A 16217-nucleotide genomic window follows, 5' to 3' on the forward strand; every position below is an offset into this window, starting at 1 on the left:
CAAATTGCCTGTTTACTTTCATGACTGGTAAGTCAATATCAATTTTTCTGTTAAATGGAATCCATTTCATTATTTCTATTATAAAATTTATTATGGAAACAGGATGAGCTTCATACTGGATATTTTATATTTTTTAGACTTCTATGGAATCGGATATTTTTGTGCTAAAAAGCTAACGAAAAAAACGGATACAATTCCGCTTGATTTTTCGCTCTCAAACAAAGCATTTCTGTTTGGTCTGGGTGGTGCGTTTGCTGGGGTGTGTTTGAATCTATTTTTTAATCGGAATTTTCATGTAAACTTTTTCAGATGGCAGTCGTTTATGATTTGTTTTGGTGGATTCACTCTCATGTACCTTATTACCAGTCATACCAGTAAAAATAGAAGCGTCAGCGCAAATGAAACATTGTCACAAAAAGCGTTATCCAATATGCAGCCTATAAACAATGTATCCGCAGCAGAGGAAACGGAGCAGCCACTAACCAGAGCAGCGACAGAAATACCCATCAATCTGGAACATTTTTTTGTTGCAGACATTGATAACGAACTAGATTATGTTTTTTTAGATGAAATTTTATATCAATCATTTAATGGAACTGGCTTAAAGATAGTTGCTATTTTCCCCTTCCCCCGCTACCAGGTTTAAAATCTCCAAGTGTATACAAATATGTTTATGCATAATATGGTTTTGAAAAATATTTCCTTATTTTTGCACAAATATATAGAATCGCTTTTAGCTATATTGTATGTATCATTTCACATACAGGAAATACACCCGTTATATGTTTGTGCGTATTTACAGAATAAATAGTTGCAAAATTCGTACTTGCATATCCGAACCAGATGTGTTACATTTGACTCATCAAGCATATATATTTCTTTATCTGCAATTCAAGCAATCTTATATTCTAATTATTAATCTGAGAAATCTTATGCTTATCCAAATTGGCAATACGAAAGAGCAGGGGATTCTCAGAAAAGCCAGATTCTCCTGTCAGAAAGGGGAGAATTATGGGGAATTTAATGAGGGTGCGGAGAAATCACAAGGACACGCTGTTCCGGATGCTGTTCAGCACAAGGGAGAATCTGCTGAGTCTGTACAATGCAGTGAATCATTCGCATTATACAGATCCGAAAGAATTGGAGATTGTGACGCTGAAAAATGCTGTATATATGAATATGAAAAACGATCAGGCATTTTTGCTGGATATGCAGTTAAACTTATATGAACATCAATCGACATGGAATCCGAATATGCCACTGCGTTTTCTGTTCTATGTGGCAAAAGAGTACCAGATGCTGGTCCGGAACCAGACCTTGTACGCATCGGCATTGGTGGAATTGCCGACACCGCATTTTGTAGTATTCTACAATGGAGAAAAAGAGCGGGAGGCGGAGGGTCTGCTTAAATTGTCACATTCGTTCATGCAGAAGACAGAACATCCTGAGCTGGAATTGCTTGTGAAGGTTTTAAATATCAATCTGGATAAAAATCTGGAGATCCTGGGACCTGCCGGTTGTTGAAAGAGTATATGCTGTTGGTTCATAAAATACGGCGGTATGCGATTGAATACAAAGATATCAATCAGGCAGCTGAAAAGGCTGTGACGGAATGTATTGATGAAAATATATTGGCAGAGTTTCTGAGGAAGAATCGAGCGGAGGCGATAGAGGTGTGTATTTTTGAGTATGACGAGAAGAGGGAAACGGAATTGATACGGAAGGCGGAGTTTGCAGAAGGGGAGAAGGTTGGTGAGGCTAAAATACTTTTAAACCTGATTGAAAAAGGCATACTAACAAAGGAACAAGCCCTTGAACAATTTGGTGGTACTTATGAGGACTTGGAAAAAGCAGCTTTATCCGTAACACTGGTTTAAAATTTTCTCCTAAATTCAAGAAAAAACCGTTGACAGATCCATATTCCGATGCTAGAATATCTAAGTGTGCCGCACAGCGAGGCTAAAAGTGCGTAAGCCGCCATAGCTGGCGAGTAATGATAATAGGAGGTGCCATCAGATGTACGCGATTATTGCAACAGGTGGTAAGCAGTATAAGGTTGCCGAGGGCGATGTAATCAAAGTTGAGAGACTCGGTGCTGCTGCAGGTGAAGCTGTTACTTTCGATCAGGTTCTGGCTGTTAACAACGGTGAGATGAAGATCGGATGCCCGACCGTTGAGGGTGCTACTGTATCCGCAACAGTTGTTAAAGAAGGCAAAGGCAAAAAAGTTATCGTTTACAAGTATAAGAGAAAAACTGGCTACCATAAGAAAAATGGTCACAGACAGCTCTTTACAGAAGTTAAGATCGAAAAGATCAACGCTTAATTGAAATGATTCAAGTAGACGTATACTCCGATTCCAAAGGATGTACCACGGGAGTGGAAGTAAAGGGACATGCTGGATATGATGAGTACGGCAAAGATATTGTCTGTGCGGCTGTATCCGTTCTGACTGTCAATATGGCTAATTCGGTGGAGAAATTTACCGATGACAGTTTTAAGGGCAGTGTGGATGAAAAGACAGGTCAGTTTATTTTTCATTTTACCGGTACTGTAAGTGCGGAATCAAAACTCCTGATGGATTCGCTGATACTTGGACTTACCGATATCGCGGAGAGTTATGGAGATAAATACATTAAAATTCGATTCAGGGAGGTGTAACGCATGTTTAAAATGAACCTTCAGTTATTCGCTCATAAAAAAGGTGTTGGTTCCACAAAGAACGGTCGTGATTCTGAGTCCAAGAGACTTGGTGCGAAGAGAGCAGACGGACAGTTCGTATTAGCTGGCAACATTCTTTACAGACAGCGCGGAACCAAGATTCATCCAGGTGTGAACGTAGGACGCGGTGGAGATGATACATTATTCGCTATGGTTGACGGCGTCGTAAAGTTTGAAAGAAAGGGCAGAGACAAAAAGCAGGTTTCTGTTTACCCGAGAACAATTAACGAATAATTATAAAGAAGCTCCATACGGATTGTATGGAGCTTTTTTCAGATCAGAAGGAGGTATTTATGTTTGCCGACAGTGCAAAAATTTATATCAGATCCGGAAAAGGCGGCGACGGTCATGTCAGCTTCCGCCGGGAACTTTTCGTAGCTGCTGGCGGTCCGGACGGCGGCGATGGCGGTCGCGGCGGCGATGTCATTTTTGAAGTGGACGACGGACTGAATACCCTGACCGATTTCCGTCATGTCCGCAAATATGTGGCTGGCGACGGAGAGCAGGGCGGAAAGCGCCGCTGTCACGGAGCAGACGGCGAGGATCTGATTGTCAAGGTTCCGGAAGGAACCGTTATCAAGGATTTTGAATCCGGTAAGGTAATCGCGGATATGTCCGGCGAGAACCGCCGAGAAGTGATTTTAAAAGGTGGCAAGGGCGGTCTTGGAAATATGCACTTTGCGACCTCGACGATGCAGGTTCCGAAGTATGCACAGCCGGGACAGCCGGCACAGGAACTCTGGATACAGCTGGAATTAAAGGTAATCGCAGATGTTGGTCTGGTTGGTTTCCCGAACGTCGGTAAATCGACCTTGCTTTCACGCGTTTCCAATGCACGTCCGAAGATTGCCAATTATCATTTCACGACGCTGAACCCGCATCTTGGCGTGGTTGATCTGCAGGATGGACAAGGCTTTGTCATGGCAGATATTCCGGGGCTCATCGAGGGTGCTTCCCAGGGAATCGGTCTGGGACATGATTTCCTGCGCCATATCGAGAGAACCAAGGTTCTCGTTCATGTTGTGGATGCGGCATCCGTCGAGGGACGTGATCCGGTTGAAGATATCCGTACCATCAATGCGGAGTTAAAAGCATATAATCCGTCGCTTTTAGAGCGTCCGCAGGTGATTGCTGCCAACAAGGTAGATTCGATTTACAATACCGGCGAAGAGAACTGGGAAGACCCGGTAGAGCGCTTAAAACGCGAATTTGAGCCGGAAGGCATCCAGGTATTTGCCATTTCTGCAGTTACCGGACAGGGTGTAAAAGAGCTCCTTTACCATGTAAATGATCTGCTGAAAACGGTTGACCGCAAGCCAGTTATTTTCGAAAAAGAATTTGAGTACCAGTATCAGGGCGAGAATCTTCCGTATACCGTGGAACGCAATGAAGATGGTATTTATGTGGTAGAAGGACCGAAGATCGAGAAGATGCTTGGTTACACAAACCTTGATTCTGAGAAGGGCTTCCAGTTCTTCCAGAAATTCTTAAAGGACAGCGGTATTCTGGCTGAGCTGGAAGAGGCTGGCATCGAAGAGGGCGATACAGTTCGTATGTATGGTCTTGAATTTGATTACTATAAATAATTGACATTTACGTAACTGTTCAGTACCTTCACAGTCACGCGCAAAAATCCATTAAAAATTGCCTACGGCAATGGGATTTTTGCCTGCTGGTCCATGTTTTCGTACGGTCAGCGCAGTAAATGCGCAGACCTACTGAATAGTTACACATTTACAATATTTCAAACTCAGAAATCCACACTGGATCTGAGTTTGAATTTTAACAGGAGATAGATTTTATGACAAGCAAACAGAGAGCTTATTTAAAAGGTCTCGCGATGACCATGGATCCGATCTTCCAGATCGGCAAATCCAGCCTGACGCCAGAACTGACCGCTGCTGTGGCAGAGGCGCTGGAGGCCCGCGAGTTAATTAAACTGAATATTCTGAAGAACTGCGTCGATGACGGCAATGAGCTGGCAGCCGTTCTGGCTGAGCGTACCCACGCACAGGTAGTACAGGTAATCGGCAAGAAAATTGTTCTTTATAAAGAGGCAAAGGACGAGAAGAAACGTAAGATCGTTCTGCCAAAATAAAGGAGCTGCATTCTGCGAATGAATCTCTGACAGAAAGGATACGGATGACGATGAAAAAGATCGGTATTATGGGGGGAACATTTGACCCGATCCATAATGGACATATCATGTTGGGAAGACAGGCGTATGAAGAATATGATCTTGACTGCATCTGGTATATGCCCTCCAGGATCCCGCCGCATAAAAAGGATCATACGATCACAGCGGCAAAGGACCGTTTGGCAATGACTGCAGCTGCGATCGCGCCGTATCCTTATTTTAAGCTGTCTGATTTTGAACTTCGCAGATCGGCGGAAATACCTACACAGCAGACACGCTTCGCTTATTGAAAGAAGAATATCCGGATGTTGAATTTTTCTTTATCGCGGGCGCAGACTCAATTATGGACATTGAAAAATGGTATCATCCCGAATATGTTCTTCCAGCCGTCACATTTTTGGCGGCAGCAAGAGAGCATGAGGAGGCGGATCGTTCGCTGGATGAGCAGATTTCCTATTTAAACCAGAAATATCAGGCGCATATTCTGCGTCTTCACTGCCGTGAAATGGATGTCGCTTCGGCGGAGATCCGCGCGGCTTTCCGGGCAGGACACGCAGCAGACGTTCGTTCCCTGGTGCCGAAGGAAGTCTGTCAATATATCGAACAGCACGGCTTGTATCAGGAGGTAAATGTGTAATGGACGAAAGAATTACAGAGATACGGAAGCATTTGAAAAAGAAATTGAACCCGATGCGCTATGAACATACGCTGGGTGTTTCATACACATGCATGGCTCTGGCAATGCGTTACAGTGCCAATCTGGATCAGGCGGAGATGGCTGGACTTCTCCACGACTGTGCAAAGCGCTATGATGATGCGACTATCATCTGCAAATGCCAGGAGCACGGCATTGAACTGACTGAAGGCGAACTGCGGGCTCCGGCTGTGATTCATGCAAAATTAGGCGCATGGATGGCAGAACACAAGTATGGTATTACCGATCCAGAGGTCTTATCTGCAATCGCCTGCCATACGACCGGAAAACCGGCGATGTCCCTGTTAGACAAGATCCTGTACGTAGCCGATTACATCGAACCGCGCCGTGATAAGGCGCCAAATCTGCCGAAGCTCCGCCGTCTTGCATTTGAAGATCTGGACGAAGCGCTGTATCAGATTCTGGACAGCACTCGCAATTATTTAAAGGAAACGGGCACGGCAGAGGATGATACAACCGAACAGACCTGGGAATACTATCATGAACGTCATGTTCATCAATAGACACATTAACAGGATTTAAATAAAATAATGAGGAGGATAATCCCCGTGGAAGCAAAAGAGCTGACCAAACTTGCCGTAAAGGCGCTGGAAGATAAAAAAGGCGAAGATATTCGCGTCATTGATATTCATGGAGTATCTGTACTGGCTGATTACTTTGTCATCGCAGACGGAAGCAACGCCAGCCAGGTAAAGGCAATGGCAGATAATGTAGAGGAAGAACTCGGCAAAGCCGGTCATGAGTGCCGTCAGATCGAGGGCTATCAGACTGCCGGATGGATCCTGATGGATTACGGCGATCTGATCGTACACATTTTCTCCCGCGATGACAGACTGTTTTATGATCTGGAGCGCATCTGGAGAGACGGAAAAGTAGTTGAGAATGTGGAGGAATTGTAATAGATTTTTGTTTCATTCCTTTTATATCACGAACAGAAAGGGAAAAACCTGCAAATGGTTTTTCCCTTTTATCGCGAATAAGAGAGAAAAACTTGAAATCTGTGTTTTCCCATCTATCGTGAACAAGGCTGATAAAGTGTTTTCCTTTCAACTCAAAACTTACTTTTTAAAAGCGCTCCATTTTGTAAATTTCAAAAATAGTGAAATAAAACGAGTTACAAGGTTGGAATACGCTAATTGCAACGAACGCAATTTGTTTATTGAGAAGTGTTGTATCAAAGCAATAAGTATATATATTGATATTTTTTTAAAAGATCATATAATAGTGGTAGGAAAAACCCTACATTCCCTACTGCTATAGTATGATTGGTACTGGTGGGTCTGTCCTTTCCGTGGTAGAATATTTACGTTATCAAGAAACACGGTCCTGAATCATGGAGGTGCAAAGTATGGAACCAATGTATTTGTCAATCCAGCCGGAAGAGACAGGGGAACGCATAAGAAGACTGCTTTTGGAACAAGGGTATACGATTCGGGAAATCCAGGGAGCTTTCGGGTTTGAAAATCCGCAGGCCATTTACAAATGGCTGTCCGGTAAATCGTTACCCAGCATCGACAACTTCATTATTTTAAGTAGATTATTGCATACTACGATTGAAGATATCCTCGTCATTGACGGGGATATTCCTCGTTTATGGGGAATTTTAAACCGATGGTTGAATGACATCCGTTGCCGTATGATTTACAATCGGATCAGAAACAAATGATAGCGGAGAGGACGGTGAAACATGGAATCGGAACATAAATTTATGTTAAATGATATTCTGCGAAAGAAACGGAAACGTAAGATGCGCAAACCGGAATGTCCTGTTTTTCTTACTTACGGACCGATTCACGTTTTCCCCTTGGAATGGATAAAACGTTGGAAAGAAGATATCATCTGCATCTGTCAGAGATTGCGTTACGGATACTGCTACCGTGATGCCTGGGCGATTGACCAGTGGTTTCTTGTTATCATCCCCAACATGCTCAACGATCTACGTATCAACGGTCATGGATATCCGGGATCTTTCACAGGAACCGAAGAAGAGAATGTGCGGAAATGGAACCGGATCCTAGAACATATGGAATTTCTATTTCGGGAGGCAAACGAGGAAACCTGTCACCGGAAAAATCCATATGAAGAAGCATATGATCAGGCAAGAGAGGCTTTCACCCGGAAATACGGGATGTTTGGTGAAAAGCTGAAAACCGAAGAAGAAAAAGAGCAGGAAAAAGATAAAGGTTATTACTGTGTGCATACCATGTCCGATGTGCCGGAATACAAGGAAATATTGGACCAATGGTTTGCAGCGGAGAAGGAACTGGCAGCATACCGAGATCGGTGTATGAAAGAAGGAATGAAGCTTTTTACCAGATATCTCTGGGAGCTGTGGGACTGAGATCATTTTTATTTATATTGATAAGAACATTGTGGGAGGCGAAAATCATGCATAAAATTACATCGGCTTATGCAAATAAGATGCTGAGAAGCCTAGAAGAAGACAAGGCATTCTGGGTAAACAAGGAATCGACATCCAGTACTTACGTGGCTGCGGTCAACGAGGAACCAGTCGTTCCGGAATATGATTACATGACTGTTGCGAATACGATTGATGAGATTGACAGGAAGATCCTTACTATCAAGCACACATTGAATCTGACCAATGCCACCGCAAAAGTGCAGGTCGGCGCTCAGGAAATGAGCATTGACGGCATCCTAATCCGGATGGCGCAGCTCAACAAGAGAAAGACGGTGCTTGACGATATGCGCAAGAGACTTCCAAAAACGCGAGTCTATGGCAACTCCTTCGGTTCTTCTGGTTCGGCACCGGAGTATAAGTATATCAACTACGATCCGGAACTGATCCGGCAGGAATATGACCGCATCTCCAATACGATCATGGAAATGCAGATTGCACTGGATCGTTATAATCAGACGGTGCTGTTTGAGGTGGATATCTAAGTAGAATTTCCGTACAGGGCATACTTCTAACAAAAAATTACGAGTGGTTACGGTTCATTGTCATCGCTTATCGGTTATTTGTTATCGGGTTATGTGTTTCGGTTCATGGAGACGGCTTTGGAAAAGCATATCATGCAGATTTTCAAATCACCCTGTAAAAAACCTGTGAGGGATCACGGTGCCAAGGTACGGTTTTCAGGCACAACGGCTGCGGAAGCAATTCCGTAGCCATTTTTCATGGTAAGAAGGATTTCGGTCTGAAAGAGTTCAAAACCTAACTCAAAACTTACTTTTTAAAATCGCTCCATTTTGGAAATTTCAAAAATAGTGTACTGAAGTGGGTTATAAACACGGAATGGATTGGGTCACAAGAATTCCAAAACCGGAATTATGATAAAGCGCTTTATGATTTCAGGCAGGAACGTCTGAGCGAAAATTTGACTCAAAACGTTATCCGCAGAAACCGCTAATTGGAAATTCGAATTCGATGATGATATAGTTGGGCAGAAAAAATCGAAAGGAGATCAGACTATGGGAAGACTTTACAAAATCAACCAGCCGTGTCCCAAGTGCCATGAGGAACATAATTGGTGGCATATTCAGCTGACGGATGAGGAACAGGCGAAGATGGATGCGTATGTGGCAGCCAGTGAGGGAAAATCATCCTTGGAGTTACTTCTGGGCGAGCCGGGAATTGTTGTTATGCGAAAGCTTAAGTGTTGTTGCTACGGTCACGTATTTGAAGTGAAACAGTACATTATTCAAGGGTATATCAGCATATGAAGCATAAAACAACTTGTTTCTAATAGTAAATTCCAGTTTTGAAGAACTTTGCAAAACTAACGTCCATAAAAATCATGATATTTTGATTTGCCAGAATTTACTTTTGCAAGTGATTAGCTAAATCAGAACTTAAACTTGCAAACTGGAAGCTCGGATTCCAATTCAGCTCTCCTAGAAAGATCCCTTCGATTTTTCGGGGGATCTTTTTGTGACATAGAAAACCTCATCCTATGGTGAAAAAACAAAACAAAAAACAGAAAAACAAAGAAAAAGAAAGATTAGTACTTGCTTTTCCTATAAAAGGTGCTTATAATGTATGTAAATAAATCAGCTGCTAGTTAGTAGCAAAACTAATAAATACATATAAGAGGAGAAGAAGAGATGAGAAAAAAACTTGCAGTAATGATGGCTGCTATGGCCGCAACCGCGATGGTAGGGGGCTGTGGTGCAAAGGATGCAGCACCGACCGGCGCAGAGACCAAACCGGCTGAGACTTCTGCTGCTCAGGAGACAGAAGCAGCTCAGGAAGAAACCAAAGAGGCTGATGCCCATGAGGCAGAATACCTGGCAGAGTTTTTCGATGTACAGATCAAAGAAGATCCGGACAGTGCTGCTTTTTCCGCTGACCTGAAAAAGGTAGCAGGAGATGAGGCACCGGCTGTCGAGGGGGACATGACCTGGTTTTCTGCTGTGAAGCTGCTGTGGCTGCTGCTGATTATGAAGAGCTTGCTCTTAGCTATCCGGAAGATAAGATTAAAGATCGTCTTGAACAATATGGGGTAAAGATGGATGAGACGAATGAATATGCCAGATACGTTGCTGCTGCTCTGGATACCAGCCTCATCACTTCCGAAACTGCGAAAAAAGTCGTTGCAGAAGATGCCTTTACAGCTGAGGATGAAATCAGTCTTCTGATGGCAATTGCCAATGCAAATGGAGACGCAAGAAACTACCTTGGCATGTCAAATGATCCAGACATTTACGCGAAACTGGACCAGGCATGGAATTCCTTTATCTTATTTGATGACAGCAAACTGGCAGAGATTGGAAAAGAAGCTGTACAGAACAAGGTAACCACCGGATATGGATTAAAATCTGCTGCATACAGTGCCCGCTTTTTACCGGAACTGACCTTACAGTACGGTCATTCTGATATCAAACATGTACATCAGCTGATGGGGCTCCTGAACAGCGAGAATATCACAGCAAAGGTTCAGCTTGAGCCGAAGATTAGTATTTACCAGTATCTGCCGGAGTGGGGTCCGATCCCGGAGGCTACTCCAACCTACGAAGTAAAAGAATATGAAGATCTTGCACTGGTATATGCAGTAGAATATGACCTTGAGCTTGAGTTCGACAATCTTGAGGATATGAATCGTTTTGACGAAGTAATCAAGACGTACGCAAAGAAAAATGAAGGAAATGAAGAAGCAAAGGGCCTGATCTATGCATCCTGGTGGCAGCCGCTTTATTCTTCAACCAGAACAGATATGCCGGAGACTGATTATCATCAGATCTATGATTGCGTAATCACGAACGATACGTATTCCATTCATCCATTTACCTTACCGGAAGATAAAGATGAGGTTGTTGAAAAACTGACGGAAATCTCCGACGGTCTGGAAGTTGTACCGGTTGAACGCTTCTGCAATACCGCTTTCTATAATTACCTGGAAGGTGAGGACTATCAATAATATGCATGCAATCGAACGTGCAGAATACATCTTGTCCATGCTGGAGAAGAATAAAGTAGTCATGGTGACGGATCTGAGCCGTGAAATGGGAGTTACGGAAGAAACGGTTCGAAAGGATCTGGAAAAACTGGAAAAACAGGAGAAATTAAACCGTGTTCACGGAGGTGCCTACTTAAACGAAGGTTTTGGCAATGAAACTCCCATCTCGGTTCGCAGCAAGGTGATGCAGGAAGAGAAAAAGCTTCTTGCATCTCTCTGCATGCAATGGATCCACGAAAAGAGTTCCATTTTTCTGGATTGCAGTACCACGGCTCTTCATATTGCAAAGCAATTAGCGGATTTTCCCGGCAAGCTGACCGTCATGACCAATTCTCTGGCAGTGGCAAAGGAGATTGATGCGAATCCGCAGATTCGTCTTATTTTATTTGGCGGTGAGCTGAATCGCGATCGGGAAGCGTTTGAAGGACAGACCGTACTGGAACAGATGAAAACCTGCTTTATCAATTATGCATTTGTCAGCAGTGCCGGCTGCAGTCTGGAGGCAGGTATTACAGATTCCACCCGTGAAGAAGCAGATATCCGTCGTCAGGTATTAAAGCAGGCGAAACATAAGATCCTGGTGGTGGACAATACGAAGATCGGACGCAACGAGGTGTATGTGATCGGAGAGTTGGAGCAGCTCAGTCAGGTGGTTGTGGATCATTCCATCCGAAAAACCAATCCGGACCTATGGGAATGGTTCCAGGCACATCAGATCCCTGTCCTGGAAGGGAAAGCGGAAAGAAAATCAAAAACCAAAGGAGATGAGCGATAAGATTATGACAGATTTGAAGGAACTGAAACAAAATGTGCTGATGACAGCGAAAAAGGCCTATGATGAAAAGCTGATGGCCGGAACAAGCGGCAATATCAGTGCTTACTTTCGTGAGAAGCAGTGGATCGTAATTACTCCCAGCTCCTATGATTACAGTTTGATGGCGGAAGAGGATATCGTAGTGATTGATCTGGATGGCAATCTGGTCGAAGGAAGACACAAGCCATCTTCCGAGTGGAAAATGCATGCTGAGATTTACCGTCACCTGTCCCATGCTAATGCGGTGGTGCATACACATTCTCCTTATGCAAGCAGTTTTGCGGTAAACCATCAGGAAATTCCAGTTGTACTGATTGAAATGATTCCTTTCTTAAAAGGGAAACTGGAGGTAAGTCCTTATGCACAGCAGGGAAGTGCAGAGGTTGGTCTGAATGCAGTTCCAATCCTGGAACGGAAAAATGCCTGTCTGATGGCCAATCACGGTGTCGTGGCTATCGGCGGAACATTACCGGAAGCATATACAAACAGTGTTTATGTGGAGGATGCTGCAAAGATCTATCATCTTGCACTCTGTTCAGGACATCCGGTTGTGATCAAAGAATACGAGGAGGTCTGATATGACAAAGGCGTATGAACGATTATTAAAATGCTATCAGTGCTTTAAAGACAAAATTAATTTTAAGCCGGAGGTGGCACTGGTGCTGGGATCCGGACTCGGTGATTATGCAGATACCATTCGGGTAGAAGCTGTTTTGGATTATCATGATATTGAGGGTTTTCCTGTGTCCACAGTCAGCGGACATAAGGGCAGATTTGTCTTTGGATACGTAGGAGGTGTCCCGGTCGTAATCATGCAGGGACGTGTCCACTACTATGAAGGATATTCCATGGAGGATGTAGTTCTTCCCACCCGTCTCATGAAGATGATGGGGGCCCGGATCTTGTTTCTGACCAATGCTTCCGGCAGTGTGAATTATGATTACAAAGCCGGTGATTTTATGATGATCACCGACCAGATCAGTAATTTTGTACCGTCTCCTCTCATCGGACCCAATGAGGAGATGCTGGGAGAGCGTTTCAGCGATATGTCTGAGATTTACCGTAAGGACCTTTGTGAGATCATCCGGGGTGCTGCTGCAGACCTTCAGATTCCGCTTCAGGAGGGAACCTATATCCAGCTGTCCGGTCCGAATTTTGAAACTCCCCATGAAGTAAAAATGTGCCGGATACTTGGAGGAGATGCAGTAGGAATGAGCACCGCATGCGAGGCCATAGCTGCCAATCATATGGGCATGAAGGTCTGCGGTATTTCCTGCATTTCCAATCTGGGATGCGGAATGACTGATCAGCCTTTGAGTGCGGAGGAAGTGAAGGAAACAGCTGACCGTGTTGCACCGTTATTTAAACAGCTGATTACGGAATCCATAGTTCGAATCGGTAAAATGATCTGAGTGATGAATAAAAAACAAAGGAGATGATAAAGTGGACAATCAGTCAGAAGCAATCAAAAATGTGTACTTGCATGAAGACGGCAAAGCTGTGATCATCATTGATCAGACTAAGCTTCCAACGGTTACCGAATACCTGACCCTTGGAACGGCGAAGGATCTGTATGATGCCATTTTTGAATTGAAAGTCCGGGGAGCACCGGCAATCGGAATTTGTGCGGCATTTGGAATGTATGTTCTGGCCGGAACGATTGAAACCGGGGATTACGATGAGTTTTTAAAGAAATTCAGAGAGTATAAGGATTATCTGAACTCTTCCCGTCCAACGGCAGTGAACCTGAGCTGGGCATTAAACCGCATGGAGCAGGTAGTGACAAGCCACAGCGATGCTTCTGTACCAGAGATTCTTGGATATCTGAAGAAAGAGTGCATGGATATTCAGGAAGAGGACAGCCAGATGTGCAGAGCGATTTCTGAATATGGTTTAAGCCTTATTAAGGACGGAGACGGAATTCTGACACATTGCAATGCCGGACCCTTAGCCACCTCCCGCTATGGAACTGCCTTAGGACCTCTCTTCCTTGGAAAAGAGCAGGGCATGAATTTCCATGTATTTGCAGATGAGACAAGGCCGCTTCTTCAGGGAGCAAGACTTACCTCATATGAGTTAGATCAGGCAGGAATCGATGTAACATTGATTTGTGATAACATGGCCAGCATTGTAATGAAAAACGGCTGGATCCAGGCCTGCTTCGTAGGCTGTGATCGTATCGCTGCCAACGGTGATGCGGCCAATAAGATTGGAACCAGTGGTGTTGCAATCCTTGCAAAACATTACGGAATTCCGTTCTATGTATTAGGACCGAGTTCAACCATCGATCTTGACTGTGCAACTGGCGATGATATCCAGATCGAACTTCGAAGTCCGGAAGAGATCAAAAGCAAATTTTATGAAAAACCGATGGCACCGGAGGGTGTCAAATGTTATAATCCGGCATTTGATGTAACCGATCACACGCTGCTCGCCGGAATTGTAACGGAAAAAGGAATCTGCAGACCACCGTATACGGAGAGTCTTGCAAATATGTTTGGCAAAAACAAAAAATAGGAGGAAAAGATTGATGAAAAAATTATTTGGTATTGTAGCAGGTGTAGCAGTATCCGCAGCGTTAATGACAGGATGCGGTGGAAACAATAATACAGCCGAGACAAAGGAAAATACGGCTGAAACAGCAGCAGCTTCTGCTGAGAACGCTGATGGAGATTTAAAGATCGCCATCGTGACCAGTCCATCCGGTGTAGATGACGGCTCCTTTAACCAGGATAACTACAACGGTATCCTGAAATTTATCGAGTCTCATCCGGGAGCAACCGTAACTCCGGTTCGCGAGGAAACCGGTGATCCGGCTGCAGTTATTCAGGCAGTTGCTGATATCGTTGCAGACTACAATGTGATCGTATGCCCGGGCTTCCAATTCTCCGGAATCGGAACCATCGCAACCGATAACCCAGATGTAGATTTTATCCTTGTAGATACGAATCCGACCGATTCTGAGGGTAATGACATCGAATGTGATAATATTTATGCAATGACTTTCAAGGAGCAGGAAGGAGGTTTCTTCGCGGGAATGGCAGCTGCACTGGAGTCTGAAAGCAAAAAGGTAGCTGTAGTAACCGGTATTGCATACCCAAGCAATGTAAACTATCAGTACGGTTTTGAGAGTGGTGTCAATTACGCAAATGAGAAATATGATACCGGTGTTGAGATCGTAGAGATCCCATCTTACGCAGGCGTTGACGTTACCAATAAAAATGTAGGTGGAAACTATGTTGGAAGCTTTGCAGATGAAGCAACCGGTAAAGTTGTTGGAAAAGCTCTCATCGATGAGGGCTGTGATATTCTGTTCGTAGCTGCAGGCGGTTCTGGAAACGGTGTATTTACTGCTGCTAAAGAAGCTGGCAATGTAAAAGTAGTAGGCTGTGACGTAGACCAGTATGATGATGGTGCTAACGGTTCTGATAACATTATTCTGACTTCTGTACTGAAAGTTATGAGCATGAACGTAGAGAAACAATTAAATGCTATCGCAGACGGAGGTTTCCAGGGAGCAAACGCTCTGTTAGGTGCAGATTCTGATTCTGTTGGTTATGTAACAGAGGAAGGACGTCAAAGCATGTCTGAGGATACCGTGAAGAAGATGGACGAAGCATATGAACTTGTAAAAGATGGAACTATCGTTCCGGCAGCAAACTTTAACGGAATTGAGCCGGAAAATTTCCCAGGATTGAAATAATACGTTCTGTACCAGAAAATGAGGAGGCTTAAATGTCGGAATATATCATTGAAATGAAGCACATCACAAAACGTTTCCCAGGTATCGTGGCAAACGATGATGTGACGCTTCAAATTAAAAAAGGTGAGATCTTCGCACTGCTTGGCGAAAACGGTGCCGGAAAATCAACTTTGATGAGCATGATATTTGGTATGTATGAACCGGATGAAGGTGAGATCTTCATCCGGGATAAGAAAGAACAGATTCATTCTCCAAGCTACGCAACAAAACTCAATATTGGTATGGTCCATCAGCATTTTAAGCTGGTACAGAATTACACGATTACAGAAAACATTATTCTGGGTTTAAAGAAGAAAGACAAACTGTTTGGAATCCTTCCCTATGTTGATTTAAAAAAAGCAGATCAGGAGATCGAGGCGCTTTCTAAGAAGTACGGTCTGGAAGTCAATCCGATCGATGTGATCGAAAATACAAGTGTATCGACACAGCAGCGTGTCGAGATCCTGAAAATGCTGTACCGGGAAGCTGAAATTCTGATCTTTGATGAGCCGACAGCAGTGCTGACGCCTCAGGAGATTGAATCCCTGCTGACGATCATCCGCAACCTCAGAGATGATGGAAAAACCATCATCCTGATCACCCATAAGCTGGAGGAAATCAAAAAAAATTGCAGATAGATGTGCGATTTTAAACAGAGGAAAGCTCATC

24 protein-coding genes are annotated in these 16217 nt (G+C 43.9%); all 24 read left to right on the forward strand.

Annotation, left to right across the window (positions count from 1 at the left end; all coding sequences use genetic code 11):
• Positions 1-103 precede the first annotated feature (103 nt).
• Complete coding sequence (locus DWX91_RS01795) at positions 104-646, forward strand: hypothetical protein (protein WP_118472360.1); 543 nt, start codon at positions 104-106, stop codon at positions 644-646.
• A gap of 365 nt (positions 647-1011) precedes the next feature.
• Positions 1012-1524, forward strand: a complete 513-nt coding sequence (locus DWX91_RS17040; RefSeq protein WP_243098947.1) for a hypothetical protein — start codon at positions 1012-1014, stop codon at positions 1522-1524.
• Positions 1525-1538: 14 nt separating this feature from the next.
• Positions 1539-1877, forward strand: a complete 339-nt coding sequence (locus tag DWX91_RS17045; protein WP_243098948.1) for a hypothetical protein — start codon at positions 1539-1541, stop codon at positions 1875-1877.
• Between the two features lie 139 nt (positions 1878-2016).
• The gene (rplU, locus tag DWX91_RS01805) at positions 2017-2325 is read left to right on the forward strand and encodes a 50S ribosomal protein L21 (protein ID WP_106999905.1); all 309 of its coding nucleotides are present in this window, start codon (positions 2017-2019) and stop codon (positions 2323-2325) included.
• Positions 2326-2330: 5 nt separating this feature from the next.
• Complete coding sequence (locus DWX91_RS01810; RefSeq protein WP_118472358.1) at positions 2331-2660, forward strand: ribosomal-processing cysteine protease Prp; 330 nt, start codon at positions 2331-2333, stop codon at positions 2658-2660.
• Between the two features lie 3 nt (positions 2661-2663).
• A complete protein-coding gene (rpmA, locus tag DWX91_RS01815) occupies positions 2664-2954 on the forward strand; it encodes a 50S ribosomal protein L27 (protein ID WP_022359433.1) in 291 nt (96 codons plus the stop codon).
• A 59-nt stretch (positions 2955-3013) separates the two neighbouring features.
• Entirely contained in the window at positions 3014-4306 is a 1293-nt protein-coding gene (gene obgE / locus DWX91_RS01820; protein ID WP_118538219.1) for a GTPase ObgE, read from the forward strand.
• A 215-nt stretch (positions 4307-4521) separates the two neighbouring features.
• Positions 4522-4818: a ribosome assembly RNA-binding protein YhbY gene (yhbY, locus tag DWX91_RS01825; protein WP_022359431.1), complete on the forward strand. Its 297-nt coding sequence runs from the start codon at positions 4522-4524 to the stop codon at positions 4816-4818.
• Between the two features lie 50 nt (positions 4819-4868).
• Positions 4869-5147 carry an adenylyltransferase/cytidyltransferase family protein gene (locus DWX91_RS17790; RefSeq protein WP_412693805.1) on the forward strand — a complete coding sequence of 93 codons (279 nt, stop codon included), beginning with the start codon at positions 4869-4871 and terminating at the stop codon, positions 5145-5147.
• Positions 5144-5494 (forward strand): hypothetical protein, encoded by a 351-nt coding sequence (locus DWX91_RS17795; RefSeq protein WP_412693806.1) that lies wholly within the window; start codon positions 5144-5146, stop codon positions 5492-5494. The genes DWX91_RS17790 and DWX91_RS17795 overlap by 4 nt, the downstream gene beginning before the upstream one ends.
• Positions 5494-6075, forward strand: coding sequence for a bis(5'-nucleosyl)-tetraphosphatase (symmetrical) YqeK (yqeK, locus tag DWX91_RS01835; protein WP_022359429.1), 582 nt, complete (start codon positions 5494-5496; stop codon positions 6073-6075). Before DWX91_RS17795 ends, yqeK begins: the two co-directional genes overlap by 1 nt.
• Positions 6076-6102: 27 nt before the next feature.
• Positions 6103-6471, forward strand: coding sequence for a ribosome silencing factor (gene rsfS, locus DWX91_RS01840; RefSeq protein WP_106999903.1), 369 nt, complete (start codon positions 6103-6105; stop codon positions 6469-6471).
• A 449-nt stretch (positions 6472-6920) separates the two neighbouring features.
• Entirely contained in the window at positions 6921-7238 is a 318-nt protein-coding gene (locus DWX91_RS01850) for a helix-turn-helix domain-containing protein (RefSeq protein WP_106999901.1), read from the forward strand.
• 21 nt (positions 7239-7259) lie between these two features.
• On the forward strand, positions 7260-7913 hold the full coding sequence (locus DWX91_RS01855; protein WP_118472355.1) for a hypothetical protein: 654 nt from the start codon (positions 7260-7262) through the stop codon (positions 7911-7913).
• Between the two features lie 47 nt (positions 7914-7960).
• A complete protein-coding gene (locus tag DWX91_RS01860) occupies positions 7961-8476 on the forward strand; it encodes a hypothetical protein (protein ID WP_118472354.1) in 516 nt (171 codons plus the stop codon).
• A gap of 531 nt (positions 8477-9007) precedes the next feature.
• A complete protein-coding gene (locus tag DWX91_RS01865; RefSeq protein WP_118472353.1) occupies positions 9008-9259 on the forward strand; it encodes a hypothetical protein in 252 nt (83 codons plus the stop codon).
• A 381-nt stretch (positions 9260-9640) separates the two neighbouring features.
• On the forward strand, positions 9641-10042 hold the full coding sequence (locus DWX91_RS01870; RefSeq protein WP_118482378.1) for a hypothetical protein: 402 nt from the start codon (positions 9641-9643) through the stop codon (positions 10040-10042).
• 2 nt (positions 10043-10044) lie between these two features.
• The gene (locus tag DWX91_RS01875; protein ID WP_118538221.1) at positions 10045-10953 is read left to right on the forward strand and encodes a hypothetical protein; all 909 of its coding nucleotides are present in this window, start codon (positions 10045-10047) and stop codon (positions 10951-10953) included.
• A gap of 1 nt (position 10954) precedes the next feature.
• The gene (locus tag DWX91_RS01880) at positions 10955-11767 is read left to right on the forward strand and encodes a DeoR/GlpR family DNA-binding transcription regulator (RefSeq protein ID WP_106999897.1); all 813 of its coding nucleotides are present in this window, start codon (positions 10955-10957) and stop codon (positions 11765-11767) included.
• Between the two features lie 4 nt (positions 11768-11771).
• Entirely contained in the window at positions 11772-12383 is a 612-nt protein-coding gene (locus tag DWX91_RS01885) for a class II aldolase/adducin family protein (RefSeq protein WP_107000398.1), read from the forward strand.
• A 1-nt stretch (position 12384) separates the two neighbouring features.
• Positions 12385-13218 (forward strand): purine-nucleoside phosphorylase, encoded by an 834-nt coding sequence (locus DWX91_RS01890; protein ID WP_118472352.1) that lies wholly within the window; start codon positions 12385-12387, stop codon positions 13216-13218.
• Positions 13219-13249: 31 nt separating this feature from the next.
• A complete protein-coding gene (mtnA, locus tag DWX91_RS01895) occupies positions 13250-14323 on the forward strand; it encodes an S-methyl-5-thioribose-1-phosphate isomerase (protein WP_243017792.1) in 1074 nt (357 codons plus the stop codon).
• Between the two features lie 13 nt (positions 14324-14336).
• The gene (locus DWX91_RS01900; RefSeq protein WP_118472351.1) at positions 14337-15509 is read left to right on the forward strand and encodes a BMP family lipoprotein; all 1173 of its coding nucleotides are present in this window, start codon (positions 14337-14339) and stop codon (positions 15507-15509) included.
• Positions 15510-15541: 32 nt separating this feature from the next.
• A complete protein-coding gene (locus DWX91_RS17800; RefSeq protein ID WP_412693807.1) occupies positions 15542-16186 on the forward strand; it encodes an ATP-binding cassette domain-containing protein in 645 nt (214 codons plus the stop codon).
• The last annotated feature ends 31 nt before the right edge of the window (positions 16187-16217 follow it).

This window comes from Clostridium sp. AF22-10, assembly GCF_003478725.1.
Lineage (GTDB): Bacteria > Bacillota > Clostridia > Lachnospirales > Lachnospiraceae > Otoolea > Otoolea fessa.